This window comes from Streptomyces melanogenes (assembly GCF_014649795.1).
GTDB lineage: Bacteria > Actinomycetota > Actinomycetes > Streptomycetales > Streptomycetaceae > Streptomyces > Streptomyces noboritoensis.
Map to the genome: position 1 here is coordinate 63750 of NZ_BMTS01000012.1, position 22740 is coordinate 86489.

The 22740-nt window shown below is 70.6% G+C and carries 19 protein-coding genes and 1 tRNA gene; 15 read left to right on the forward strand and 5 right to left on the reverse strand.

What is annotated here, in order from left to right:
• The first annotated feature begins 142 nt into the window (after positions 1-142).
• From IE252_RS25030 to IE252_RS25045, 4 genes are read left to right on the forward strand one after another with little or no spacing between them, the layout of a single operon-like run.
• Positions 143-1588 (forward strand): pyridoxal phosphate-dependent decarboxylase family protein, encoded by a 1446-nt coding sequence (locus IE252_RS25030; RefSeq protein ID WP_190091732.1) that lies wholly within the window; start codon positions 143-145, stop codon positions 1586-1588.
• Positions 1569-2843 (forward strand): lysine N(6)-hydroxylase/L-ornithine N(5)-oxygenase family protein, encoded by a 1275-nt coding sequence (locus IE252_RS25035; RefSeq protein WP_190091733.1) that lies wholly within the window; start codon positions 1569-1571, stop codon positions 2841-2843. Before IE252_RS25030 ends, IE252_RS25035 begins: the two co-directional genes overlap by 20 nt.
• Complete coding sequence (locus IE252_RS25040) at positions 2840-3391, forward strand: GNAT family N-acetyltransferase (protein ID WP_190091734.1); 552 nt, start codon at positions 2840-2842, stop codon at positions 3389-3391. Before IE252_RS25035 ends, IE252_RS25040 begins: the two co-directional genes overlap by 4 nt.
• A complete protein-coding gene (locus IE252_RS25045) occupies positions 3388-5166 on the forward strand; it encodes an IucA/IucC family protein (protein ID WP_190091735.1) in 1779 nt (592 codons plus the stop codon). Before IE252_RS25040 ends, IE252_RS25045 begins: the two co-directional genes overlap by 4 nt.
• A gap of 206 nt (positions 5167-5372) precedes the next feature.
• On the opposite strand, the gene IE252_RS25050 is transcribed toward IE252_RS25045, so the two are convergent.
• Entirely contained in the window at positions 5373-6941 is a 1569-nt protein-coding gene (locus IE252_RS25050) for a beta-N-acetylhexosaminidase (RefSeq protein WP_308434557.1), read from the reverse strand.
• A gap of 163 nt (positions 6942-7104) precedes the next feature.
• On the opposite strand from IE252_RS25050, the gene IE252_RS25055 reads away from it, so the two are divergent.
• The 3 genes from IE252_RS25055 (at position 7105) to glmS (ending at position 10282) form a co-directional block, all read left to right on the forward strand.
• On the forward strand, positions 7105-7986 hold the full coding sequence (locus IE252_RS25055) for a DUF4429 domain-containing protein (RefSeq protein ID WP_190091737.1): 882 nt from the start codon (positions 7105-7107) through the stop codon (positions 7984-7986).
• A gap of 132 nt (positions 7987-8118) precedes the next feature.
• Positions 8119-8397 (forward strand): hypothetical protein, encoded by a 279-nt coding sequence (locus tag IE252_RS25060; RefSeq protein ID WP_190091738.1) that lies wholly within the window; start codon positions 8119-8121, stop codon positions 8395-8397.
• 67 nt (positions 8398-8464) lie between these two features.
• Positions 8465-10282: a glutamine--fructose-6-phosphate transaminase (isomerizing) gene (gene glmS / locus IE252_RS25065; protein WP_190091739.1), complete on the forward strand. Its 1818-nt coding sequence runs from the start codon at positions 8465-8467 to the stop codon at positions 10280-10282.
• A gap of 98 nt (positions 10283-10380) precedes the next feature.
• Here glmS and IE252_RS25070 read toward each other — a convergent pair whose 3' ends face one another.
• Together IE252_RS25070 and IE252_RS25075 are read right to left on the reverse strand one after the other, a co-directional pair.
• Positions 10381-10950: a GPR1/FUN34/YaaH family transporter gene (locus tag IE252_RS25070; protein ID WP_190091740.1), complete on the reverse strand. Its 570-nt coding sequence runs from the start codon at positions 10948-10950 to the stop codon at positions 10381-10383.
• Between the two features lie 167 nt (positions 10951-11117).
• Positions 11118-11639, reverse strand: coding sequence for a universal stress protein (locus IE252_RS25075; RefSeq protein WP_067159339.1), 522 nt, complete (start codon positions 11637-11639; stop codon positions 11118-11120).
• Positions 11640-12156: 517 nt separating this feature from the next.
• On the opposite strand from IE252_RS25075, the gene IE252_RS25080 reads away from it, so the two are divergent.
• From IE252_RS25080 to IE252_RS25095, 4 genes are all read left to right on the forward strand, one after another.
• Entirely contained in the window at positions 12157-12417 is a 261-nt protein-coding gene (locus IE252_RS25080) for a hypothetical protein (RefSeq protein WP_190091905.1), read from the forward strand.
• Between the two features lie 387 nt (positions 12418-12804).
• Positions 12805-14037: a helix-turn-helix domain-containing protein gene (locus tag IE252_RS25085; protein ID WP_190091741.1), complete on the forward strand. Its 1233-nt coding sequence runs from the start codon at positions 12805-12807 to the stop codon at positions 14035-14037.
• A 5-nt stretch (positions 14038-14042) separates the two neighbouring features.
• A complete protein-coding gene (gene orn, locus IE252_RS25090) occupies positions 14043-14645 on the forward strand; it encodes an oligoribonuclease (protein ID WP_190091742.1) in 603 nt (200 codons plus the stop codon).
• A 143-nt stretch (positions 14646-14788) separates the two neighbouring features.
• A tRNA-His gene (locus tag IE252_RS25095) sits at positions 14789-14861 on the forward strand.
• Between the two features lie 90 nt (positions 14862-14951).
• Here IE252_RS25095 and IE252_RS25100 read toward each other — a convergent pair.
• On the reverse strand, positions 14952-15992 hold the full coding sequence (locus tag IE252_RS25100) for a LacI family DNA-binding transcriptional regulator (protein WP_190091743.1): 1041 nt from the start codon (positions 15990-15992) through the stop codon (positions 14952-14954).
• Positions 15993-16228: 236 nt separating this feature from the next.
• Between IE252_RS25100 and IE252_RS25105 the strand changes: the two genes are divergently transcribed.
• The 4 genes from IE252_RS25105 to IE252_RS25120 all read left to right on the forward strand — a co-directional run bounded on the left by IE252_RS25105 (position 16229) and on the right by IE252_RS25120 (position 21003).
• A complete protein-coding gene (locus IE252_RS25105; protein ID WP_190091744.1) occupies positions 16229-17581 on the forward strand; it encodes an ABC transporter substrate-binding protein in 1353 nt (450 codons plus the stop codon).
• Positions 17582-17583: 2 nt separating this feature from the next.
• Positions 17584-18576 (forward strand): carbohydrate ABC transporter permease, encoded by a 993-nt coding sequence (locus IE252_RS25110; RefSeq protein WP_190091906.1) that lies wholly within the window; start codon positions 17584-17586, stop codon positions 18574-18576.
• A complete protein-coding gene (locus IE252_RS25115) occupies positions 18573-19448 on the forward strand; it encodes a carbohydrate ABC transporter permease (RefSeq protein ID WP_229848784.1) in 876 nt (291 codons plus the stop codon). The genes IE252_RS25110 and IE252_RS25115 overlap by 4 nt, the downstream gene beginning before the upstream one ends.
• Before the next feature lie 94 nt (positions 19449-19542).
• Positions 19543-21003: a glycoside hydrolase family 1 protein gene (locus IE252_RS25120; protein WP_190091745.1), complete on the forward strand. Its 1461-nt coding sequence runs from the start codon at positions 19543-19545 to the stop codon at positions 21001-21003.
• 76 nt (positions 21004-21079) lie between these two features.
• Here IE252_RS25120 and IE252_RS25125 read toward each other — a convergent pair whose 3' ends face one another.
• Complete coding sequence (locus IE252_RS25125; RefSeq protein ID WP_190091746.1) at positions 21080-22537, reverse strand: glycoside hydrolase family 18 protein; 1458 nt, start codon at positions 22535-22537, stop codon at positions 21080-21082.
• Positions 22538-22740: the final 203 nt, after the last annotated feature.

A 22740-nucleotide genomic window follows, 5' to 3' on the forward strand; every position in this document is an offset into this window, starting at 1 on the left:
CTCACGAAGCTGCGCCCCAGGGGGCGAGGGCTTGTTGAGATCGAAGTTAGGTTAGGCTAACCTAACTTCGAGATCGCGGTCCTCGCCCCCTTCCTTTCTGCCCGGAGGGCCCGACGAAGTCCCCGATCCGGGAGGACAGTTCATGCGTTCGCACCTGCTCAATGACACGACGGCGGAGAGCTACCGGCGCTCCGTGACCGAAGGAGTCGAGCGGGTGGCGTCGAAACTCGCCGCGACACGCCGCCCGTTCACCGGTGCGGGCGTCGAGGACATCGCCCCGCTCATCGACCGCGTCGACCTCGACCGGCCGCTGGGCGACACCTCCGCCGTCCTGGACGAGCTGGAGGACGTGTACCTGCGCGACGCCGTCTACTTCCACCACCCCCGCTACCTGGGCCACCTCAACTGCCCGGTCGTCATCCCCGCCGTCCTCGGCGAAGCGGTCCTCTCGGCCGTCAACTCCTCGCTGGACACCTGGGACCAGAGCGCCGGCGGCACCCTCATCGAGCGCCGTCTGATCGACTGGACCGCCGGCCGCGTCGGCTACGGCCCCTCCGCCGACGGTGTGTTCACCAGCGGCGGCAGCCAGTCCAACCTCCAGGCGCTGCTGCTCGCCCGCGAGGAGGCCAAGACCGAGGACCTGTCGAAGCTGCGGATCTTCTCCTCCGAGTGCAGCCACTTCAGCGTCCAGAAGTCCGCCCAGCTGCTGGGCCTGGGCCGCAGCGCCGTCGTGTCGATCCCCTGCGACCACGACAAGCGCATGCAGACCGTGGCGCTGGCCCGCGCCCTGGAGCGCTGCGCCGCCGAGGGCAACGTCCCGATGGCCGTCGTCGCCACCGCGGGCACCACCGACTTCGGCTCCCTCGACCCGCTGCCGGAGATCGCCGAGCTCTGCGCCCAGTACGGCGCGTGGATGCACGTGGACGCCGCGTACGGCTGCGGACTGCTGGTCTCGCCGACCCGCCGCCACCTCCTGAACGGCATCGAGCACGCCGACTCGGTCACCGTGGACTACCACAAGTCCTTCTTCCAGCCGGTGAGTTCGAGCGCGATCCTGGTCAAGGACGGCAGCACCCTGCGGCACGCCACGTACCACGCGGACTACCTCAACCCGCGCCGGGCCGCCGAGGAGCGCATCCCCAACCAGGTCGACAAGTCCCTCCAGACCACCCGCCGCTTCGACGCCCTGAAACTGTGGATGACGCTGCGCACCATGGGCGCCGACGGCGTCGGCTCGCTCTTCGACGAGGTGTGCGACCTGGCCGCCGAAGGCTGGCGGCTGCTCGCCGCCGACCCGCGCTACGACGTCGTGGTCGAGCCCACCCTGTCCACCCTGGTCTTCCGCTTCATCCCGGACGCCGTCACCTCGCCCGCCGAGATCGACCGCGCCAACCTCCACGCCCGCAAGGCGCTGTTCGCGTCCGGCGAGGCGGTCGTCGCCGGTACCAAGACCGGCGGCCGCCAGTACCTGAAGTTCACCCTGCTCAACCCCGAGACGACGGTCTCCGACATCGCCGCCGTCCTCGATCTGATCGCCGGCCACGCCGAGCAGTACCTGGGAGAGAACCTTGTCCACGCAGCCTCGTGAGCCGTACGACTTCATCGGGATCGGCCTCGGGCCCTTCAACCTGGGCCTGGCCTGCCTGACCGAGCCGGTCGACGAGCTCAGCGGCCTCTTCCTGGAGACCAAGCCGGACTTCGAGTGGCACTCGGGCATGTTCCTGGAGGGCGCCCACCTCCAGACCCCGTTCATGTCGGACCTGGTCACCCTGGCGGACCCGACCTCGCCGTACTCCTTCCTCAACTACCTGAAGGAGTCGGGCCGCCTCTACTCGTTCTACATACGCGAGAACTTCTACCCGCTGCGCACCGAGTACAACGACTACTGCCGCTGGGCGGCCGGCAAGCTCTCCTCGATCCGCTTCAACCAGACGGTGAAGACGGTGGCGTACGAGGACGAGGTGTACGTCGTACGCACCGAGGACGGCTCCGAGTTCCGCGCCCGGCGGCTGGTGCTCGGCACCGGCACCCCGCCGTTCGTTCCGGAGCCGTGCCAGGGCCTGGGCGGCGACTACCTGCACAACTCCCGCTACCTGGACCACAAGGAGGCGCTCCAGAAGAAGGAGTCGATCACCCTGGTCGGCAGCGGGCAGTCCGCCGCGGAGATCTACTACGACCTGCTGAGCGAGATCGACGTCCACGGCTACCGGCTGAACTGGGTCACCCGCTCGCCGCGCTTCTTCCCGCTCGAATACACCAAGCTGACGCTGGAGATGACCTCACCGGAGTACGTGGACTACTTCCACGCGCTGCCCGAGGCCACCCGCTACCGCCTGGAGACGCAGCAGAAGGGCCTGTTCAAGGGCATCGACTCGGAGCTCATCGACGCGATCTTCGACCTGCTCTACCAGAAGAGCCTCAAGGGCCCCGTCGGCACCCGGCTGCTCACCAACTGCTCACTGAACGCGGCGAGCCACGACACCACCTCCGGCACGTACACCCTGGGTCTGCGCCAGGAGGAACAGGAGAAGGACTTCAGCCTCACCACCGAGGGCCTGGTCCTGGCCACCGGCTACAAGTACGCCGAGCCGGAGTTCCTCGCGCCGGTCGCCGACCGCCTCAAGCGCGACGGCCGGGGCCGCTTCGACGTGGCCCGCAACTACGCCATCGACACCAACGGCCGCGAGATCTTCCTCCAGAACGCCGCCGTGCACACCCACTCGATCACCTCGCCCGACCTGGGCATGGGCGCCTACCGCAACGCGTACATCATCGGCGAGCTGCTCGGCCGCGAGTACTACCCGGTCGAGAAGTCCATCGCCTTCCAGGAGTTCGCCGTATGAGCACCACGCACACCCCCTCCGGCATAGGTGCCTTCACCGTCCGGGACCTCGACCCGCTGAAGGACGCCGAGCTGCTGCACGGCTGGGTCACCCACCCCAAGGCCGCGTTCTGGATGATGCAGGACGCCAAGCTGGAGGACGTCGAGCGGGCGTACATGGAGATCGCCGCCGACGAGCACCACCACGCGCTGCTCGGACTGCACGACGGCGAGCCCGCCTTCCTGATGGAGAAGTACGACCCGGCCCACCGCGAGCTGGTCGGCCTCTACGAGCCCGAGCCGGGCGACGTCGGCATGCACTTCCTGGTCGCGCCGACCGGCACGCCGATCCACGGCTTCACCCGCGCGGTGATCACCGCCGTGGTGGGGCACCTGTTCGAGGACCCGGCGACCCGGCGGGTCGTCGTGGAGCCGGACGTCGGCAACAAGCCCGTCCACGCGCTCAACGCCGCCGTCGGCTTCGAGGTCGTCGGCGAGATCACCAAGCCGGAGAAGAGGGCGCTGCTGAGCGTCTGCACACGGGCCGCGTTCGAGGAGGCCACCCGATGACGACGACCCCCGACATAGCCGTCCCCCACCTCACGCCCGAGCTGTGGGCGCGCGCCAACCGGCTGCTGATCCGCAAGGCGCTCGCCGAGTTCGCGCACGAGCGGCTGCTGACACCGCAGCCGCTGGGCGAGGACCGGTACAGCGTGCGCAGCGACGACGGCACGGTGGAGTACCGCTTCACCGCCGCGCTGTACGCGCTGGACCACTGGCAGGTGGACCCGGAGTCGGTCACGCGGCACGGGTCCACCGGCCGGCTCCCGCTCGACGCCCTCGACTTCTTCATCGAGCTGCGCGCGACGCTGGGCCTGAGCGACGAGATCCTGCCGGTGTACCTGGAGGAGATCTCCTCCACGCTCTCCGGTACGGCGTACAAGCTCACCAAGGAGCAGACCCCGGCGGCCGAGCTCGCCAAGGCGGGCTTCCAGGCCATCGAGACGGGCATGACCGAGGGCCACCCGTGCTTCGTGGCCAACAACGGGCGGCTCGGGTTCGGTGTGCACGAGTACGCGGCGTACGCGCCGGAGGCCGCCACGCCGATCCACTTGATCTGGCTGGCGGCGCGGCGCGACCGGGCGACCTTCACCTCGGGCGCGGGTCTCGACTACGAGACGCTGATCGAGGCGGAGCTGGGCGCGGCGACGCTGGAACGTTTCGCCGCGACGCTGGCGGCGAAGGGGCTGGACCTCGCGGACTACCAGCTGCTGCCGGTCCACCCCTGGCAGTGGTGGAACAAGCTGTCGGTGACGTTCGCGGCGGAGGTGGCGCAGGACAGGCTGGTGCCGCTGGGGGTGGGCGACGACACGTACCTGGCCCAGCAATCGATCCGCACGTTCTTCAACACCACAGACCCGACGAAGCACTACGTCAAGACGGCCCTGTCCGTCCTGAACATGGGCTTCATGCGGGGTCTGTCGGCGGCGTACATGGAGGCGACGCCGGCGATCAACGACTGGCTGGCGGGCCTGGTGGAGCGCGACTCCGTGCTCCAGGCGGCCCGGTTCTCGATCATCCGCGAGCGGGCGGCGATCGGCTACCACCACCGCGAGTACGAGCGCGCCACCGACCGCCACTCGCCGTACCGCAAGATGCTGGCCGCGCTGTGGCGGGAGAGCCCGGTGCCGTCGCTGGCGCCGGGCGAGCGCCTGGCGACGATGGCGTCGCTGCTGCACGTCGACGGGGCCGGGGCGTCCTTCGCGGGCGCGCTGATCGCGGAGTCGGGGGTGGGGGCGACGGAGTGGCTGCGCCGCTACCTGGACGCGTACCTGCTGCCCGTCCTGCACTCGTTCTACGCGTACGACCTGGTCTACATGCCGCACGGCGAGAACGTGATCCTGGTCCTGGCGGAGGACGGCACGGTGTCGCGGGCGATCTTCAAGGACATCGCCGAGGAGATCGCGGTCATGGACCCGGACGCGGTGCTGCCGCCGGCGGTCGAGCGGATCCGGGCGGACGTGCCGGACGACATGAAGCTGCTGTCCGTCTTCACGGACGTCTTCGACTGCTTCTTCCGCTTCCTGAACGCGACGCTGGTGAGTGAGGGCGTGGTCGGGGAGGACGAGTTCTGGGCGGCGGTGGCGTCGTGCGTCACGTCCTACCAGGCGTCCGTGCCGGAGCTGTCGGACAAGTTCAAGCAGTACGACATGTTCGCGCCGGAGTTCGCGCTGTCGTGCCTGAACCGGCTGCAGCTGCGGAACAACCGCCAGATGGTGGACCTGGCGGATCCGGCGGGGGCGCTACAACTGGTGGGCAACCTGCGGAACCCGATCGCGGGTTGATCGTTCGTCTGCGGGCCGTCCCCAACTGGTCGCGCAGTTCCCCGCGCCCCTGAAGATGCCGCTGCGCGGCAATCCCCCTGGGCGCCCCGAAGGGGCGCATCCAGGGGCGCGGGGAACTGCGCGACCAGCCATCTACGGTCCGCAGACGGAGCACCCGGCCGCCCGCCCAGGGCTTTCGGGAAGGGGCGGGGTGGGGGAATCAGGAATCACTCCCACCGCACGACCGGCGACCGGTAGAAGTTCACCCCCAGGGCCGCCAGCCGCGGACCCTGCGCCCCCAACCGGGCCCGGTACGACGGCCAGTCGTGGGTGCGCGCCGGGGACCACCCGAGCTCGGCGATCCCGGGCAGCCGCGGGAACGCCATGTATTCGATGTCCGCGCTCGTCGTCAGCGTCTCGGACCACAGAGGGGCCTCGACACCCAGGACCGACCCCGCCGGGAGGTCCTTGATGAAGGCGTCCGGGTCCCAGGCATAGGACTTGTCCACCTCCACCAACCCCGCCCAGTCCAGCCCGAGTTCCGTGTTCGCGTCGTACTTCATATCCAGGTACGCCCGATTCGCCGGCGACATCACCAGCTTCGTCCCCGCCTTCGCCGCCGCGACGACCTCCGCCTCGTTCCCGTCGGTGCCCCAGTACTGGGCCACCGCCCCGGCGACCGGCCGCGCCCCGGCCAGTTGGTGCCAGCCGACGACCGTCTTGCCGTACTTGCCGACGATCGCCTGCGCCTTGTCCATGAAGGCCACATAGTCCGCGTGGGCCGTCGAGTGCGCCTCGTCGCCGCCGATGTGGATATATCGACCCGGAGTCATCGCCGCCAGCTCCCGCACGACGTCGTCCAGGAACGCGTACGTCACCGGCTTGGGCACGCACAGTGAGCTGAAACCGACGTCCGTGCCGGTATAGAGGGGCGGCGCGACGCCGTCGCAGTTCAGGTCGGCGTAGGAGGCGAGCGCCGCGTTCGTGTGGCCGGGAGTGTCGATCTCGGGGATCACTTCCAGATAGCGGCTCGCCGCGTACCGGACGATCTCCGCGTAGTCCGCCTTCGTATAGAAGCCGCCCTTGCCGCCGCCCACCTGCGTCTGCCCGCCGTACGCCGCCAGCCTCGGCCAGGAGTCGATCGCGATCCGCCAGCCCTGGTCGTCGCTGAGGTGCAGATGCAGCTTGTTGACCTTGTAGAGCGCCAGCTGGTCGATGTACCGCTCCACCTGCGCGGGCGTGAAGAAGTGGCGCGAGACGTCGAGCATCGCGCCCCGGTAGGCGTACCGCGGACTGTCCTCGACCGTCCCGCCCGCCACCTGCCACGGGCCCGGCTGCTTCGTCCTCTTCTCCACCGCCGCGGGCAGCAGCTGCCGCAGCGTCTGGACGCCGTGGAAGAGCCCGGCCGCCCGGTGCGCCGTAAGGGTGACCGCGCCCCGGCCGCTCTCCAGCCGGTACCCCTCCTCCCCCAGCCGCGCGTCGCCGGAGAGCCGCAGCCGGATGCCGCCCGGACCGTCGGCCTTCACCGGCAGGGCGTACCCGGTCGAGGGGCGCAGCACGTCCGCCAGATACCCGGCGATCCGGCGGCCCTCGGCGCCCGAGGCGGCGTCGACCCGGATCGCGGTGGTGGACGTGATCGTGTACGGGGTGCCGCCCGGCGCGACGGACGCGGGCGCGGGGACGATCTGGCCGAGGGGGCGGGGAGCGCGGGCCGCGGTGGGAGGGGAGCCGGTCGCGGCTCCGGCCGAGGTGCTCGCCGCTGCCACCAGCAGCAGGGCACCGAGCAAGAGGGACACAGTTCTGCGCTGACTCACTAGCGGTTCCCTTCAACGGGGGTACGCCGAGCAACCGAACGGAACCCATCACAACCGCCCGCCCCACCGGCGGTCAAGGTGTAGACCACTGCGGACCCACCGCCCAACTGCCCAGCCGCCCAGGGCCGGATGGAAGAATCACCTCATGGCGGAAATCATCCAGAAGGACGGGACCTGGAGCTTCGACGGGGACGCCGTGCGCATCGTGCCCGGCAGCGACAAGGGCGTCAGCCTGCTGCGCCGCACGCTCGGCGAGGTCGCGGTCCCGCTCGTGGCGCTGGCCGGGGTGGCGTACGAGCCGGGGCGCAAGACCGGGCGGCTGCGGCTGAAGCTGCGCGACGGGGCCGACCCGCTGCTCCAGGTGACGGGCGGCAAGCTGGACGACGCGTCCGACCCGTACACCCTGACCGTGGAGACGAAGGCGGCCGCGATAGCCGAGTACTTCGTGGACGAGGTCCGCAACGCCCTGCTGCTCGACTCGGTGCCCACCGGACCCGTAGACCGCTATCTGCTGCCGGGGCCCTCGCTGCCGATGACCGTGGGCGCGGGCGACGGCACGGCCAGCTTCGACGGGCGCACGGTCCGGCTTGAGTGGACCTGGCACACCGACGAGGTGAAGACGGGCTCCGGCCCGGCCACCATCGCGCTGGAGGATCTGCACGAGGTGGAGTGGCTGCCCGCGCGGGGCCTGGTGGACGGGCATCTGCGCTTCGTGAGCTCGCCGAACGCGCCCCGGGTGCCCGCCGGGCGCGATCCGCACGCCGTGGAGCTCAACGGGTTCAAGAAGGACCCGCTGATGGCGCTGCTCGCCGCGGCCGTGGTGGCGCGGATGCCGCACCCGCACGCGCCGGAGCTCGCGGCCGCGCCGGAGCCCAAGGCACTCGGCCCGGCGCCCGGCGCGACCGCCGACGACGACCCCGACGCCCTGCTGCGGCGGCTGCGCGAGCTCGGGGAGCTGCACACGGCCGGGGTCCTCACCGACGAGGAGTTCAGCCTGGCCAAGCAGGCCGTGCTGAAGCGGCTCTGAGGACGCCCATCCCGTACCTCCTGAGCCCTACTGGTCCAGACCATCTCCCGATTCGACCTATGATCATGAGAATCCTGCCCGAAATCGGGCAGGATTCTTGCGTGCGGCCCCCATACCCCTCAATATCGACGAGTGCTCGAACGACGCCCGTCGTCCCACGACGACCTCATCGACCACCTGGTGCGCAGCACCGCGCTCCAGCGCGGCGAAGCGGCCCGGGTGGTGCTCGATGTGCTGGCGTACTTCGACGAGACGTACGAGGAATTCGTCCGCCGCCGCCACCGTGAGCTGCAGTCCGGTGGCCTGGTGAACGCGGAGATCTTCGAGCGGATCGCGGCCGAGCTGCCGCACCGCGCCGTGGCGCCACCGGAGCTCTCGCTCCGGCAGCTGCGCCGCATCGTCTACGGCTAGGTCGTTCGACGGCCCCAGCGGCCGGCACACGTACGAACTTTGAACGTCGATGGAGGGGCAAGACTCTATGTGCGGAATCGTCGGTTATATCGGTAAGCGTGATGTCGCTCCCCTGCTGCTCGAAGGTCTGCAGCGGCTGGAGTACCGGGGTTACGACTCCGCGGGCGTGGTCATCAACAGCCCCAAGTCGGGCGCGCTGAAGATGGTCAAGGCCAAGGGTCGCGTCCGCGACCTGGAGGCCCGCGTCCCCAAGCGCTTCACCGGCACCACCGGCATCGCGCACACCCGCTGGGCCACCCACGGCGCCCCCAGCGACGTGAACTCGCACCCGCACCTGGACCCGGAGAACAAGGTCGCCGTCGTCCACAACGGCATCGTCGACAACGCCGCCGAGCTGCGCGTCAAGCTGGAGGCCGAGGGCGTCGTCTTCGCCTCCGAGACCGACACCGAGGTCATCACCCACCTGATCGCCCGCTCCCAGGCCGACTCCCTGGAGGAGAAGGTCCGCGAGGCGCTCAAGGTCATCGAGGGCACCTACGGCATCGCCGTGATGCACGCCGACTTCGCCGACCGCATCGTGGTGGCCCGCAACGGCTCCCCGGTCGTCCTCGGCATCGGCGAGAAGGAGATGTTCGTCGCCTCGGACGTCGCCGCGCTGATCGCCCACACCCGCCAGGTCGTCACCCTGGAAGACGGCGAGATGGCCACCCTGAAGGCCGACGACTTCCGTACGTACACGACCTCGGGCACCCTGACCAACCCCACTCCCGAGACCGTCGAGTGGGAGGCCGCCTCCTACGACATGGGCGGCCACGACACGTACATGCACAAGGAGATGTCGGAGCAGGCCGACGCCGTGGACCGCGTGCTGCGCGGCCGCATCGACGACCGGTTCTCCACCGTCCACCTGGGCGGCCTCAACCTGGACGCCCGCGAGGCCCGCGGGGTGCGCCGGATCAAGATCCTCGGCTGCGGCACCTCGTACCACGCCGGTCTGATCGGCGCCGGCCTCATCGAGGAGCTCGCCCGCATCCCCGCGGACGCCGAGCCGGCCTCCGAGTTCCGCTACCGCAACCCGGTCGTGGACCCCGACACGCTGTACATCGCGGTCTCGCAGTCCGGTGAGACCTACGACGTGCTCGCCGCCGTCCAGGAGCTCAAGCGCAAGGGCGCCCGGGTCCTCGGCGTCGTGAACGTCGTCGGCTCGGCGATCGCCCGCGAGGCGGACGGCGGCACCTACGTGCACGCCGGTCCCGAGGTCTGCGTCGTCTCCACCAAGTGCTTCACCAACACCGTCGTCGCCTTCGCGCTGCTCGCGCTGCACCTGGGCCGCATCCGCGACCTGTCGGTGGCCGACGGCAAGCGGATCATCGAGGGCCTGCGCAAGCTGCCCGGGCAGATCTCCGAGATCCTGGCGATGGAGCCGGAGATCGAGAAGCTGGCCAAGGAGTACGCGGGCGCCCAGTCGATGATGTTCATCGGGCGCGTGCGCGGCTACCCGGTCGCCCTGGAGGCCTCCCTGAAGCTCAAGGAGATCTCCTACATCCACGCCGAGGCCTACCCGGCCTCCGAGCTCAAGCACGGCCCGCTGGCCCTCATCGAGCCCGCGCTGCCGACGGTCGCCATCGTCCCCGACGACGACCTGCTGGAGAAGAACCGCGCGGCCCTGGAGGAGATCAAGGCCCGCAGCGGCCGCATCCTCGCCGTCGCCCACCGCGAGCAGGAGAAGGCCGACCACACCATCGTCGTCCCGAAGAACGAGGACGAGCTGGACCCGATCCTGATGGGCATCCCGCTCCAGCTCTTCGCGTACCACACGGCGCTGGCCATGGGCCGCGACATCGACAAGCCGCGCAACCTGGCGAAGTCCGTCACGGTCGAGTAGCGGCACCCGCAGCGAAGAGCGGCCCCGCACGCGCCACCAGGCGTGCGGGGCCGCTCCCTTGCCTGCCGGTGCCGCCCAAAGCACCGGCCCGCGGCTGCCTAGCCGGCGGCCGTCACCCCCCGGCCGGCAGCGCGTCGCGGAATCGCCGTCGGCCAGTTGGCCAGGCCCGCCGTCGCCCCGTACCAGGACACGGCACCCGCGACCGCCGCCACCCAGCCGCCGGCCTTCGCGAGGCCGTCGTTGGTGGCGAAGTCGGCGATCGCGAGGAGCACCAGGGAGACGAACAGCAGGGCGTACGAACCCTGCCGGATGGGTCCGGCGCCCGCCGCGCCCGCCGCCAGGCTCAGCGCGAGGAGCCCGAACAGCAGCAGGAACAAGCCCGCCGCGTTGGTCGAGAACTTGGAGTCCGCGCCGCTGGCCCAGGTGAACCAGAAGGCGCCCAGGCCCGCGAACGCGGTACCGGTGAAGGCGTCCTGGTCACGGAACGCGACGATTCCGAGGACGAAGAGGCCGATGCCGCCGACGTAGGTCGCGATCGACACGGCGTCCGCAACGGTGACGCCGTCGACGACCTTGGTGGTGCCGAGGCCGAAGGCGAGCAGGGTGAGTCCGAGTGCGAGGTGGCCGAGAGTGGAAGTGATGCTTCCCGCGGGGGCTTCGTGGTCCACGGCGGGCTCCCTTCATGTGCAGTTGTGCTGCAGGTGGTGCTGCTTCCCAGCGACCCTTATGTACCCTTCACAAGGGCACAATCCACCCCCTACCGGAGGGTAGATTCACCTCGGAACAAAGGGAGTTGACAGCGTCTCAGCTGGGACAACAAACGGACACGGCCGGGTTACGGGATGACGACCACGGGGCGCTGGGCGCGCCGGGCCAGACGGCCGGCGACCGAGCCGAAGATCCGGCCCACGATGCCGTGCGTGGAGCCGACGACGATCGCGTCCGCCGCGTACTCCCGCCCGACTTCTTCCAGTTCGTGGCAGATGTCCCCGCCGCGCTCGACCAGGATCCAGGAGACCTCGGCCAAGTAGTCCGCACAGGCGAGCTCCAGGCCGAGCACTTCCGTCCGGTGGTCCGGCACGTCCACGAAGACCGGTGGCTCGCAGCCCGCCCACACGGTGGTGGGCAGCCGGTTGGCGACATGCACGATGATCAGACCGGAACCTGAGCGTCTGGCCATGCCGATGGCGTACGCGAGGGCGCGCTCGCTCGACGTGGAGCCGTCGAATCCGACCACCACTCCGTGCCGGAAGGCGGGGTCACAGGACAGACGTGGTTCTTCTGCCGCCTGGAGGTCCGACGTCGGGTCGGCTACCTGCTTGCGGTCCGCGGGTTCGGGGAATTCTTGACCGGCCATGGGTGTCTCGGCGTTTGGATCCTCATGGGAGGGCGACAGTTGGCGGCGGAGCTGTGTCCGGGAATCATCTTCCCAAGCCCATACCCCCAAGGGTACGGCGACACTCCTCTCCTGCCCAGAGCCGCCGATGCTGCACGGCGTTCCCCGGAGCATGCACGAGCCCGCCCCGGATGGCAATGGCCGATGGCCGGTACAGAGGTCCCTTCTTCAACATTCTGTGCACGTTCGATCCACTTCGGTGACGCCCGGACGTCCCTGGGCTGTGGGTCGGCTGTGCACGCGCAGTGACCGGAACGCGTACCCGCCCGTTAGACACGTGGCCGTTCCGACGCTGTTCCGACACCCCTCCATGGAGCCCATGCCCGTGCCCTCCCCGCCGCTCGCCCAGGACGCCTCCCCGCCGACCCCACCCGGCGGCTCCCGCCGGGGCGCGCACGCCCCCCAGGGGCCGGGCGCGCCCGCGCCCGCGCAAGGGTCGCGGGGTGCCGAGGGGAGCGCGGAGGGGGGCGCGCACGGCGTGCGGGCGGGCTCCGCGGTTGCCGGGGACTGTGCGGGCGACGTCGTGCGCTGGGCGGCGTTCAGCTGCGTCCTGGTGCCGGTGGTGCTCGTCGTCTACGGTTCCTCGTTCGCCGGAGCCACCGGCTCGGCGGTCGGGCTCGCGGCGATCACCGCGGTCTGTCGGCTGCTGCTGCGCCAATCGGAGCGCGCGGCGGCCCGGCCGGGGTCCGGCCGGCACCGGGACGGCGGGGCGAACGGCGAAAGTTCGCCGTTGGACTGACGCGTTCGTACACACGGACCCGTATGTTTTCAGCCAACTTCCCCTCCCCCCTCTCCCCTGCCCGAAATGGCCTGCCAACCCCCTTGCCACCAGCGGAAAACGGGCAGGGGTGGCGGCTTTGGCCATACGGGTACGGGCCATGCACGCGACGCCCACTTCCCTACGGGCGCCCTGGATGAAACCCTTCGTGATCGAACGCTTCGCGCCAAGTTGCCAAGTCGACATAGCGCTGAGTACCGGACTTGTCACGCCGACGCCACAGAACGCAGTAGATTCGATCATGCGTATCGAAGGCTGGGGGACTCGTGCAAAACCAAGGGGAAAAGTGCAGGAGCGACAAGCCCGACAAGAACGGGGAGCCGCGAACACCGAGGGGGGCTTAGCAAAATGAGCCAGGCCTCCGCTGCCGCATCACCGGAGGCCACAAGGAAGCTCGCCGGCCGTCGACGCCGGGAAGTCGTAGCCGTACTGCTGTTCAGTGGCGGCCCCATCTTCGAGAGCTCCATTCCGCTCTCCGTGTTCGGGATCGACAGGCAGGACGCGGGCGTGCCCCGCTACCGCCTGCTGGTCTGCGCCGGAGAGGAGGGCCCCCTGCGGACCACAGGCGGGCTCGAACTGACCGCGCCCTATGGGCTGGAGGCCATCAACCGGGCCGGCACCGTGGTGGTGCCCGCCTGGCGGTCCATCACCTCGCCGCCACCGGCGGCCGCGCTCGACGCACTGCGCCGGGCGCACGAAGAAGGGGCCCGCATCGTGGGCCTCTGCACCGGGGCGTTCGTCCTCGCGGCTGCCGGGCTGCTCGACGGCCGCCCGGCGACCACGCACTGGATGTACGCGCCGACGCTCGCCAAGCGCTACCCGTCGGTCCACGTGGACCCGCGGGAGCTGTTCGTCGACGACGGGGACGTCCTCACGTCGGCGGGCACGGCGGCCGGGATCGACCTCTGTCTGCACATCGTGCGGACCGACCACGGCAGCGACGCCGCCGGAGCCCTCGCGCGCCGGCTCGTCGTCCCGCCGCGGCGCAGCGGCGGTCAGGAGCGCTATCTCGACAGGTCTTTACCTGAAGAGATCGGGTCCGACCCGCTGGCCGAGGTCGTGTCCTGGGCGCTGGAGCACCTCCACGAGCAGTTCGACGTGGAGACCCTCGCCGCTCGCGCGTACATGTCACGCCGTACGTTCGACCGGCGGTTCCGCTCGCTGACCGGATCGGCCCCGCTCCAGTGGCTGATCACCCAGCGGGTGCTCCAGGCCCAGCGTCTCCTGGAGACGTCGGACTACTCGGTCGACGAGGTCGCGGGCCGCTGCGGCTTCCGCTCGCCGGTCGCGCTGCGCGGGCACTTCCGCCGCCAGCTCGGCTCGTCCCCGGCGTCCTACCGGGCGGCGTACCGGGCGCGCCGGCCGCAGGCGGAGCCGTCCGGGGGTCCGCCGACCCTGGAGACGGTGCCGCCGCAGGCCCTGCCGCAGTCGCGGCGCACGGCCGCGGCCAGCGCTCTGGTCGGTCCGACGGCGATCTCGCACGCGCCGCCGCCGGACCCCGGCAAGTCCGTCTCGGAGCTGTACGCCACCGGTTACATGCGTCCGAGTCTGCCGGGGCAGCGGAGCGGCCCCGTAGGCTGAGACACATGAACGACCGCATGGTGTGGATCGACTGCGAGATGACCGGGCTCTCGCTGGCGGACGACGCACTTATCGAGGTGGCCGCCCTGGTCACCGACTCGGAGCTGAACGTGCTCGGTGAAGGGGTGGACATCGTGATCCGTCCCCCGGACGCCGCGCTGGAGACCATGCCGGAGGTGGTGCGCGAGATGCACACCGCCTCCGGGCTCCTCGACGAGCTGGCCGGCGGCACCACGCTGGCCGACGCCGAGGCGCAGGTCCTGGCGTACGTCCGCGAGCACGTGAAGGAGCCGGGCAAGGCCCCGCTGTGCGGGAACTCGGTCGGCACCGACCGCGGCTTCCTGTCGCGGGACATGTCGGCCCTGGAGGAGTACCTCCACTACCGGATCGTGGACGTCTCCTCGGTGAAGGAGCTCGCCCGCCGCTGGTACCCGAGGGCGTACTTCAACAGTCCGGACAAGAACGGCAACCACCGGGCGCTCGCGGACATCCGTGAATCCATCGCGGAGCTCCGCTACTACCGCGAGGCGATCTTCGTCGCCCAGCCGGGCCCGGACTCGGACACGGCGAAGTCGATCGCGGCGAAGCACGTCCTGCCTGCGGAGTAACCCTTCGGGGGGACTTCAGGGGCGCCCCGGGAGGGGGCCGCGAAACATGTGCGCGAGCACCCTCCCGGACCCTGTACACTTTTTCTCGGCCGGTAGGAAAACCCCCAGGGGCTTCCAAGACCACAACAGTCCGGTCACGCATGGTGGGTATAGCTCAGCTGGTAGAGCACCTGGTTGTGGTCCAGGATGTCGCGGGTTCGAGTCCCGTTACTCACCCTGATCGGGAAGGCCCGGTCCGCTTCGGCGGACCGGGCCTCTCTCGTTCCCGGAAGCTTTCCCGAAAGTGTTCCCGGGAGGCCTCCGGGCTCAGGTCGACGACCGGACGACCAGCTCCGTCGGCAGGACCAGGCGCGGGCGGGACGGCTCGCCCGCCGCGATCTGGGCGAGCAGCAGCTCCGTCATCGCCCGGCCCATCTCCTCGATCGGCTGGCGCACGCTGGTGAGCGGCGGCTCCATGTGGCGGGCGATCGCCGAGTCGTCGAAGCCCACGAGCGAGACGTCCTCCGGAACCCGGCGGCCCCGCTCGCGCAGCACCTGGCGGGCGCCGGACGCCATCACGTCCGAGGCCGCGAAGACCGCGTCCACCTCCGGCGCCCGGCCCAGCAGATCGGCCATCGCCCCGCGGCCGCCCTCCTCGGTGAAGTCCGCCGGGGATATCAGGTGCGGGGCGGCGGGCAGCCCGGCCTCGGCGAGGGCGGCCCGGTAGCCGTCCAGGCGGCGGCGCGCCCCGTACACGTCCAGCGGCCCGGTGATCGTGGCTATCGAACGGCGCCCGCGCGCCACCAGGTGGGCCACGGCCGCCCGCGCCCCGGCGAAGTTGTCCGAGTCCACCGAGGCCAGCGGCTCGTCCTCGGAGCGCGGGCCGCTGATCACCACCGGCATGTCCAGCTGCTCCAGGAGCTCGGGCAGCGGGTCGTCGGCGTGCACGCCCACCAGCAGCACGCCGTCGACCCGATGGCCCGTCAGGTACTGGGCGAGCCGGCGGCGCTCCCGGTCGCTGCCCACCAGGGTCAGCAGGAGCTGCATCTCCGTCTCCGCGAGGGCCTGGCCCACCCCCCGGACGACCTCCGAGAAGTACGGCTCCGCGAAGAAGCGCGTCTCCGTCTCGGGGACGACCAGGGCGATCGCGTCCGTACGGTTGGCGGCCAGGGCGCGGGCCGCACGGTTGGGGACGTAGCCGAGCTCAGCCACCGCCGCCTCGACGGCCGCGCGGGTGCGGTCGCTGACCCGGGGCGAGCCGTTGATCACCCGCGACACCGTGCCCCGGCCGACCCCGGCACGCGCCGCCACCTCTTCAAGGGTGGGCCGCCCGGCTCCGCGGCCCCGTACCGTGCGAGCTGCTGTCATGCCTGCCTCCCCGTCTCGCCGCACATCGCGGAACTGGGGTGAAAGCTAACAGCCCGACCTCGGCCGCGGGCTGCCTTTGTCCGCTCCCTTGACACCCTCCCGGGCAGTCGCCACCCTTCAACACATCACGACTGGGAGCGCTCCCACCCCGGGGTACCCGTACACCTTCCGCACCTTCCCCCACTGCACGACTGACCGTCAATCACCCTGCACGGCAAGCCAGTTGGAGGATCACCATGCGTATACGCACAAGAAAACGCGGGCCCGTCCGGGTCGCGGCCCTGGCCGTCGTCGCGGCGCTCGGCGCCTCGCTGCTCGCGGGCTGCGCCGACGACGGCGGCAGCTTGGACTCCGCCTCGTCCGGCTCCTCCTCCGGCGGCAGCGGGGGCGGCGGCACCAGGACGACGCTCACGGTGGGTGTCTTCGGCGCCTTCGGCCTCAAGGAGGCCGGGCTCTACGACGCGTACATGAAGCTCCACCCGGACATCGAGATCAAGCAGACGTCGATCGAGCGGAACGAGAACTACTACCCGCAGCTGCTCACCCACCTCGGCTCCGGCAGCGGGCTCGCCGACATCCAGGCCGTGGAGGTCAACAACATCGCCGAGGTCACCGCCACCCAGGCGGGCCGCCTCGAAGACCTCGGCAAGGTGAAGGGCGTCGACAAGGACGCCTTCCTGCCCTGGAAGTGGGGGCAGGCCACCACCAAGGACGGCAGGACCGTCGGGCTCGGCACCGACATCGGGCCGCAGGGCATCTGCTACCGCAAGGACCTGTTCGCCGCCGCCGGGCTGCCCACCGACCGGGACGCCGTGGGGAAGCTGTGGGCGGGCGACTGGCAGAAGTACCTGGCGGCCGGTGAGCGCTACAAGGCGAAGGCGCCCAAGGGCACGGCGTTCGTCGACTCCGCCTCGGGGGTCATGGCCGCCATCACCGGCGGCAGCGCCACCCGCTACTACGACGGTGACGGCAAGGTCGTCTACAAGTCCAACCCGGCCGTGAAGGAGGCCTGGGACACGGCGACCTCGTTCGCCACGCACGGGCTGACCGCCAAGCTGCAGCAGTTCCAGCCCAGTTGGGACCAGGGCTTCGCCAACGGCACCTTCGCCACCGTCTCCTGCCCCGCCTGGATGCTCGGCTACATCCAGGACAAGGCGGGCGAGGCCGGCAAGGGCAAGTGGGACGTGGCGGCCGCGCCCAAGCCGTCCAACTGGGGCGGCTCCTTCCTCGTCGTCCCCTCGGCGGGCAAGCACCGTGCCCAGGCCGCCGAGCTCGCGGCCTGGCTGACCGCCCCGGCCCAGCAGGCGACGCTCTTCGAGAAGCGCGGCAGCTTCCCCAGCGCCCGCGCCGCGTACGCCCTGCCCGCCGTCTCCGGCGCCCAGCACGCCTACTTCGGCGGCGCCCCCATCGGGAAGATCTTCGCCAAGGCCGCCGAGGGCACCCCGGTGCAGATCCTCGGCCCGAAGGACCTGATCATCGCGCAGAACCTCGCCGACGTCGGGATGCTCCAGGTCGACCAGAAGGGCCGCTCCCCCGAGGCGGGCTGGAACGCGGCGGTGAAGGCCATCGACAACGCGCTGGACCAGTGACGGTGACCAGCGGCACGGGGGCGGTGGGCGCTCCCGCCGCCGCCCCCGCCGACCCCCTCGACCCCGCCGAGGCACGGCGGCGGGAGCGGCGCAGCCGGTGGTATCGGCGCGATGTGCGCTGGAGTCCGTACGCCCTCGTCGCGCCCTTCTTCCTCTTCTTCGCCGCGTTCGGGCTCTTCCCCCTCCTCTATACGGGCTGGGCCTCGCTGCACCAGGTCGAGCTGACCGCTCCGAACGAGATGCACTGGGTCGGGCTGCGCAACTTCTCCCGGCTGCTGTCGGACGAGTTCTTCTGGAACGCGCTGCGCAACACCTTCACCATCGGCGTCATCTCCACCGTCCCCCAGCTCCTGATCGCGCTCGGCGTGGCCCATCTGCTCCACTTCAAGCTGCGCGGCTCGATGTTCTTCCGGGTCGCCGTCCTCACCCCGTACGCCACCAGCGTGGCGGCGGCGACCCTGGTCTTCGTCCTCCTCTTCGGGCGCGACTACGGCATGGTCAACTGGGCGCTGGGCCAGCTCGGCTGGGGCCCGGTCGACTGGCAGAACGGCACCTGGACCTCCCAGTTCGCGGTCTCCACGATCGTGGTGTGGCGCTGGACCGGCTACAACGCGCTGATCTACCTGGCCGCGATGCAGGCCATCCCGCCCGACCTCTACGAGTCCGCCGCGCTCGACGGGGCCTCGCGCTGGCAGCAGTTCCGGCACGTCACCGTGCCCTCGCTGCGGCCGACCATCCTGTTCACCTGCGTCGTGTCCACGATCGGCGCGACCCAGCTGTTCGGCGAACCGCTGCTGTTCAACGGCGGCGCGGGCGCCACCGGCGGCTCCGACCACCAGTTCCAGACGCTCGGCCTCTATCTGTACGAACAGGGCTGGGTGAACCTCCACCTCGGCCGGGCCTCCGCCATCGCCTGGACGATGTTCCTGATCCTGCTGCTGATCGGCGCCGCGAACTGGCTGATCTCGCGCGCGCTGCGCAAGGAGACGACGTGAGCGCCAAGACGACGGCACCGGCCGTCCCCCGATCCGTCCACCGCGCCGGGCGCCAACTGCACGGCGGACGGCTGACGTACGCGATCCTGATCCTCTTCACCGCGGGCTCGCTCTTCCCTCTGGTGTGGACGGCGGTCGCCGCCTCCCGCAGCAACGAGCGGCTCGCCCAGACTCCCCCTCCCTTCTGGTTCGGCGGCAACCTCTTCAGGAACCTCAAGATCGCCTGGACCGACGCCCACATGGGCACGGCCCTGCTCAACACCACGATCGTGGCGGGCTCGATCGCGCTCGGCACGGTCTTCTTCTCCACGCTCGCCGGCTTCGCCTTCGCCAAGCTGCGGTTCCGCTTCAAGAACCTGCTGCTCCTGCTGGTGATCGGCACGATGATGATCCCGCCCCAGCTCAGCGTCGTCCCCCTCTACATGATGGTGGCGAAGCTGTCCTGGACCGATCAGCTCCAGGCGGTCGTCCTGCCGACCCTGGTCAGCGCCTTCGGGGTGTTCTTCATGCGGCAGTTCCTCGTCGAGGCGCTGCCCACCGAGCTGATCGAGGCCGCCCGGGTCGACGGCGCGAGCAGCTGGCGGGTGGTGTGGCACGTGGTCTTCCCGGCCGCCCGGCCCGCGATGGCCGTCCTGGGCATGCTGACCTTCGTGATGGCCTGGAACGACTTCTTCTGGCCGATCATCGCGCTGACCCAGAACGGCAGCCCCACGGTCCAGGTGGCGCTCACCGGACTCGGCCGCGGCTACATCCCCGACCAGTCGGTCATCATGGCCGGCGCCCTCCTCGGCACCCTGCCCCTGCTGCTCGCGTTCGTGCTGTTCGGCAAGCAGATCGTGGGCGGGATCATGCAGGGCGCGGTGAAGGGCTGAGCGGGTGCCGGTGCCTGCGCCGGTGCCCGTCCTGGTGCCTGAGCCTGTGCCTCACATCAACCTCCTTCCGTACGACCACGATGGGAGCGCTTCCATGTACGAACCCGTGCCCGCGTCCGCATCCGACACCTTCCCGCCCGACTTCCTCTGGGGCGCCGCCACCTCCGCGTACCAGATCGAGGGCGCGGTCGCCGAGGGCGGCCGGACGCCGTCCATCTGGGACACCTTCTGCCGTACGCCGGGGAAGGTGTCCGGCGGGGACAGCGGGGACGTCGCCGTCGACCACTACCACCGCTGGCGGGACGACGTCCGGCTGATGGCGGACCTGAACCTCACCGCGTACCGCTTCTCGGTGTCCTGGTCGCGGGTGCAGCCGACCGGGCGCGGCCCCGCCGTCCAGCGCGGGCTGGACTTCTACCGCGCGCTGGTGGACGGCCTCCTGGAGCGGGGCATCAGGCCCTCCCTCACGCTCTACCACTGGGACCTGCCGCAGGAGTTGGAGTCCGCGGGCGGCTGGCCCGAGCGGGACACCGCCCACCGGTTCGCGGACTACGCGGGGCTGGTCGCCGAGGCGCTCGGCGACCGGGTGGATATGTGGACCACCCTCAACGAGCCCTGGTGCAGCGCCTTCCTGGGATACGGCTCCGGCGTCCACGCACCCGGCCGCACCGATCCGGTGGCGGCGCTGCGGGCCGCGCACCACCTCAACCTGGGCCACGGGCTCGCCGCCCGGGCACTGCGCGCCACGCTGCCGAAGGCCGCCAAACTGGCGATCAGCCTCAACCCGAGCGCGGTCAGGGCCCGCACCCAGTCGCCCGCCGACCTGGACGCGCGCCGGCGCATCGACGCGCTCGCCAACCGGGTGTTCACGGGGCCGATGTTCAAGGGCGCGTACGACGACGACCTGCTGCGGGACACCGCTCGGCTCACCGACTGGTCGTTCGTCCACGACGGCGATCTGAGCATCACCAAGCACCCCCTCGATCTGCTGGGCATCAACTACTACGCACCCTCAGTTGTATCCGCCGCCACTGACAATTACCCCGACAACGGCCCTGACCTGCGCGAACCCCGTCCCGACGGCCACGGCGAGAGCGCGCACTCGCCGTGGCCCGGCGCCGACTCGGTCCGCTTCCACCGGCCGCCGGGCGAGCTGACGGCGATGGACTGGTCGATCGACCCGACCGGCCTCTACGACCTGCTGATGCGCTACACGCGGGAGGCGCCGGGCGTACCCCTGATGATCACGGAGAACGGCGCCGCGTACGACGACAAGCCCGCCCCCGACGGCGCGGTGCACGACCCGGACCGCATCCGCTATCTGCACGGCCACCTCGCGGCGGTGCGGCGGGCGATGCGGGACGGGGCGGACGTACGCGGGTACTTCCTGTGGTCGCTGCTCGACAACTTCGAGTGGGCGTACGGCTACGGCAAGCGGTTCGGGGCGGTGTACGTCGACTACGAGACGCAGGCCCGTACGCCCAAGTCCAGCGCGCGCTGGTACGGGGAGCTGGCGCGGACGGGGGTGCTGCCGGAGGCGGGCCCCGACGCGTGACGCCGACGCGCGCGCCCCGGCCGGGTGGGGGGGTGAACCGGCGGGGCACGCACAGGGGTTGGGGCCTCGGGTCCGGCTACTTCAGGGCGGCGAAGGCCTTCGTGAAGGCCAGCGGGTCCTGGAGGACGGAGGAGCAGGTCGGGTCGGCGGAGTTCTTGGCGCCGCTCGCGCACTGCTTGTCCCGGGCGCCGGACCACATGGCGAGCCGGCCCAGGCCCGTGGACTTGGCGAAGTCCACCAGCTGGGTGGCGTCGTCGACCTTGAACGTCTCAGAGCTGACGTCGTTGACGCCGATCATCGGGGTGACGGCCACGGCCTTCCAGGCGGCGGCGTCGGAGAGCCCCAGGACGCCCTTGATCTGGGCCTGGGTGGCGGTCGCGGCCTGGATGGCGTACGTGCCCATGTCACCGCTGTACGCCGGGCCGTAGTCCATCGCCATGATGTTGACGGCCGAGACGGCGACGCCGTTCTTCTTGGCGTCGGCGACGAGGTCGACGCCGGGCTGGGTGAGGCCCTCCGGCATCACGGGCAGCGTGAACGCCACGTCGAGGCCCGGGTGGGACTTCTGGAGCTGCGCGATGGCCTGTGCGCGGCGGGAGTTGGCGGCGGTGTCCGGCAGGGCCGCGCCCTCGATGTCGAAGTCGACCTTGGTGAGCTTGTACGCGTCGATGACCTTGCCGTACGCGGCGGCGAGCTCGGCGGTGCTCTTGCAGGCGAGGCCGAGTTCGGAGCCGGCCGCGCCGCCGAACGAGACGCGTACGTCGCCGCCCTTGGCGCGCAGGGCGCCTATCTGCGCGGCGACGGCGTCGCTGTTCAGGTCGCTGACCCCGCCCCACTTCGGGGCGCAGCCGCCGCCGGAGGTGACGAAGGCGAGGTGGAACTCCTTCACGCCGGTCTTGGTGGCGGTGTCGACGAGGTCGTACGCGGGGTAGAGGGAGGTGTCGATGTAGGGGGCGAAGCGGGTGGTGGTGCCGGGGGTGGGGGGTTGGGGGGTGCTCGTCTGGGTCTTTGTGGGGGTGGGGGTGGGCTTGCTGGTCGCCGTGGGCGTGGGCTTGGGCTGGGTGGTCGGGCGGCCGGTCGGGGCGGGGGTCGCTCCGGTGTCGACCGAGCACTTCTCCTGGTTGATCAGACAGCCGGTGGGGTCGCCCGCGGTGCCGGTGGAGTCGGTGACGAAGCCGACGGTGACGGAGGCGCCGGGGGCGAGTCCGTTCTTGTCCCAGGCGGCGGGCTTCACGGTGACGTGCTGACCCTTGACGGTCTGCTCGCCGTTCCAGAGGGAGGAGAGCTTGGTCCCGGCCGGGAGGTCGAACTCCAGGGTCCAGTCGGCGAGGGCCTTGCCGGAGTCGTTGGTGACGACGTACTGGCCGGTGTAGCCGCCGCCCCAGCTGCTGGTCCTGGTGTACGCGGCGCCTACGGAGGCGGCCTGGGCGGTGCCGGTGAGCGCGAAGGCCGCGCCGCCGATGACGGCCGCGGCGACCACGGCGCCGATCGCCTTCGTCTTGCCGCTCGCGCGGCGGCGGTGAGTGCGGGTCATTGTGGGTGCGCCTGCCTCTGGGGTTGGGGGTGGGGGGTGGTGCGGGTGGGGGGTGCGGGCAGCACGCTAGCTCTTGGGAAACGGGTAAATGGGGTGCCGGGGGTAGGGGTTGGATCTTTTAGGGTGGGCTTAAGGGGTGGATGCGGCGCGGTTAATCCCCGGGGGGTGAGAGCCCCCACCCCGCCCCTTCCCGAAAGCCCTCT

Coding starts and splice junctions, on each gene's coding strand:
- IE252_RS25030 (WP_190091732.1), top strand. CDS start 143: ATGCGTTCGCACCTGCTCAATGACACGACGGCGGAGAGCTACCGGCGC.
- IE252_RS25040 (WP_190091734.1), top strand. CDS start 2,840: ATGAGCACCACGCACACCCCCTCCGGCATAGGTGCCTTCACCGTCCGG.
- IE252_RS25045 (WP_190091735.1), top strand. CDS start 3,388: ATGACGACGACCCCCGACATAGCCGTCCCCCACCTCACGCCCGAGCTG.
- IE252_RS25055 (WP_190091737.1), top strand. CDS start 7,105: ATGGCGGAAATCATCCAGAAGGACGGGACCTGGAGCTTCGACGGGGAC.
- glmS (WP_190091739.1), top strand. CDS start 8,465: ATGTGCGGAATCGTCGGTTATATCGGTAAGCGTGATGTCGCTCCCCTG.
- IE252_RS25075 (WP_067159339.1), bottom strand. CDS start 11,639: ATGGCCGGTCAAGAATTCCCCGAACCCGCGGACCGCAAGCAGGTAGCC.
- IE252_RS25085 (WP_190091741.1), top strand. CDS start 12,805: ATGAGCCAGGCCTCCGCTGCCGCATCACCGGAGGCCACAAGGAAGCTC.
- orn (WP_190091742.1), top strand. CDS start 14,043: ATGAACGACCGCATGGTGTGGATCGACTGCGAGATGACCGGGCTCTCG.
- IE252_RS25100 (WP_190091743.1), bottom strand. CDS start 15,992: ATGACAGCAGCTCGCACGGTACGGGGCCGCGGAGCCGGGCGGCCCACC.
- IE252_RS25105 (WP_190091744.1), top strand. CDS start 16,229: ATGCGTATACGCACAAGAAAACGCGGGCCCGTCCGGGTCGCGGCCCTG.
- IE252_RS25120 (WP_190091745.1), top strand. CDS start 19,543: ATGTACGAACCCGTGCCCGCGTCCGCATCCGACACCTTCCCGCCCGAC.
- IE252_RS25125 (WP_190091746.1), bottom strand. CDS start 22,537: ATGACCCGCACTCACCGCCGCCGCGCGAGCGGCAAGACGAAGGCGATC.